This window comes from Paenibacillus sp. AR247 (assembly GCF_002968895.1).
In the GTDB taxonomy this organism is placed as follows: domain Bacteria; phylum Bacillota; class Bacilli; order Paenibacillales; family Paenibacillaceae; genus Paenibacillus_AQ; species Paenibacillus_AQ favisporus.
This window is the reverse complement of record NZ_PCZT01000063.1, coordinates 1-2998: the sequence shown is the minus strand read 5'-3', so window position 1 is coordinate 2998 and position 2998 is coordinate 1. Positions and strand designations below refer to the sequence as shown.

At 51.6% G+C, this 2998-nt stretch carries 1 protein-coding gene; it reads right to left on the bottom strand.

Annotated features, from left to right (window positions below; all coding sequences use genetic code 11):
• On the bottom strand, positions 1-2998 hold a 2998-nt coding region (locus CPT76_RS35835; protein ID WP_181153260.1), incomplete at both ends, for an Ig-like domain-containing protein.

The window sequence follows — 2998 nt, the reverse complement described above, 5'->3', positions numbered from 1 at the left end:
ATAGGCAACAGTGGAGGCGGAGGCTTTCTTGACGGGAATTGTAATCCGTGCTTGTGCCACTCCTTCGGGTAGATGAACTTCGGCCGTTACTTCCCCTAGAGACGTCGTGATTGTCTCAACCTTCACACCCTGCGAATCGGTGACGACAGAACGGCTGCTTCCGTCGGGCTTGCTCACTGTCTCGCTTTTGCTGCCGTCTTGCTTCGTGACCACTTCGGTCAGAGTGCCACTGCGTTCCTTCGTGATGACTTTACGGTCGCCATTCGGCCAGACGGTGGTTTCCGTAACCGTTCCGGTTGCCTGGTCTGTGTCGATAGTAGTTGTGCTGCCGTCCCCATTCTTAGTGATCGGGGCAGGCTTAGGTGGGGCAGTCGAACTGGCAGGCTCGTCACCAGAATTGCTGCCGCCGCTGGTCGCATATACACCGACAGTCACAACGCAAGACGCTGTGTAACTGCCATCTGTAGTAGTCGCCGTAATCACAGTCGTGCCAGAAGCGTGGGCACGCACAAGTCCGTGCTCATCCACAGTAGCTACAGCCGGATTTGACGTGCTCCAAATCACGGTCTTATTAGATGCTTCAGCGGGTTCTACATGTGCGGTGAGCTGGACAGTAGAGCGACCATAGTTGGTATACAATTGTGCACTGGTTTGGTTTAGTCTCACACTAGTGACAGGAATCGATTGATTAAAAGCCATAATAGTGAACTCCACATAAGGACTTGCTTTATGTGTGTCCGTTTCGCGGTATCGAACCCAGTACGTTCCGGGCGGCAGATTGGCAAGTGTATCACCTTCTACATTTAGCCAGGTGCCCCCATGATCTGAAGACCATTCCATGGAATCATTCACCCCGGTGATACGTCCATCATTGGCGCCAGCCGCTGTTTCATCGACTTTCCCAAGACCCTCTGGCGCAGCCTTTGGTCCTCCTATGACCATAGCTTTGAAATCATCAAAATCGATGGAGGCATTGGCGTATCCGTCAATACCGAACCGTTGTCCGATCAGCTTGTCACCGCCTGTATGGCGGAAATTGTAATCCGTAGCTACCGGAACATCGTCGAGATAGACGGTGTAGGTCTTGTTATCCCAGTTGGCCACCATTTTGATTTTGTACCAAGTATTGTAGGACACGTTTTGGACTGCTTTCTTGGATCCACCGTTCTGTACAATAAACTTACCGGTATCAAAAGCAGTGACCATCGAATAATTGCCGGTACCGCTGTCGTTTCTCATCATGGCGCCATTCGCGTATTGGAAGCTGCTGTTTAATCTGGCGCGATATTCGATGACGATGCGCTGATCCCCCTCCGCTTTTACCTCCCCTGTATATGGCAGGAACAGGTTTGCCTTGCCCGAGGTAGCGGTCGTGGTCAGTCGAAGAAATTTATTCCCATCCTCTTCCTTTACCGTTGCAGTAGCTCCATTGGTCAGATCTTCGGTGGTGATACCGTAAGGGTATTTGCCTACCGTATCGCCGGAGAAATCCCGGTAAGCGTTATAGGCAACGCCATCCTGCACGCTGTTAAGCGAACCTAACAGAGCCTCTTCCGCCTGAGCGAGATTATCCAGTTCCCCGTCAAACTGCTCTTTGCTCAGATCCGGGTTGAAGGCCATCTCCTCCGCTTTATCCACCTCGGCCACAAAAGCGTCATACTTGGATTGGCTATAGTTGCCTAACCCAGTGCCCAACGGATAAGAGAAATTCGCCAGTCTATTGCGGAGCTGATTCACAATGTCATCAAGGCCCCATCCTGCAACAACTTCTACGGATACAGTGGAAGGAATATCTCGGCCATCCACCTTCAGAATGACTGGCACCTGAACCGTACCAAGAGAACTGAAGTCCATTCCCTCCGGCTTCCAGCTGACAACTTCCGCCGTCATCGACTCGCTATTATAGACAATATCCACAACGCTGGGCGGATCAGGAGTCACTCCGGAAGGAGTCTTCACTTCGGAAACCACCTGAACCGCATCAGAAGCCTCAATTACCGTCAAATGGATTGCCGTTTTGCTGCCGTTGTATTCGGCTGTAATAAGAGCTGTACCCGGTTTATCTGCGTATACCGAAGGGGTGACCGAGACAGTATCAATCCGGGCCACCTCAGGATCGCTGCTGGTATACTGAGCATCAGCTGTCACATTCTTCATTTCATAGTTGTTATAGCGAGCAGTTACCTGCAATGGACGGCTACTCTGTCCGCTGGTCAGGACGCTGTCCAATCCGCTCATGTCAAGTGACTGCACCGATCTAGGCTCTGCGACTATGGTTACCGCGGCCGTTGTTGTTTTCCCATTATATGTCGCGGTAATTGTCGTACTGCCCGCCCCGACAGCTTTAATCTGATCCCCTTCATCAATAATGGCTACCTTCGTGTCGGAAGAACTGAAGGTAGCTCCTGTATCGATAGCAGTATAGGTAGCGCCCGTTACCGTATACAGGGGCAAACTGCGGGTTTCGTTCAACCCCAGGGTGAATCCCGGGGATTCAAATAAAATTTCCGATGTATCCAGCTTAAATAGATCCATACTGTCGATTTCGGCAAGATTGCTCCCTTTCGAGAAGCGGATGATATTGTCGCCTTCCTTAAGGAAGACTTTCGCCGCGGAGGTTCCCCAACGATTCGGACCAGAATAGACGATGTTCAATTTGGCACCGGAGCCGCCGTTGACCGACAATATATGGGAGGCATCCGCCGCATTGGGAGAGCCATTGGCATTGCGCACGGACAGGTTATAGAATCCCGCCTCCGGCACATTTACTGTAAACTGTGCATAATCATTGGCGTTCTTGATACCCGCGATTTTCATCCCGCCTGATGCGGTGCTTTCCCGCTGGACAGCCGGAGAAGTTTCTCCATTCGGATCCTTCACCAACAACGCATTCTCCGCTTCATAGCGCTTACGCATCGGCTCGCCGGAAGGTATGGCAATCGGTATGTTCGGATCTACCGGCTCTCCCAAGTTCGGCGTATTGTCGTCATTCCAAGTG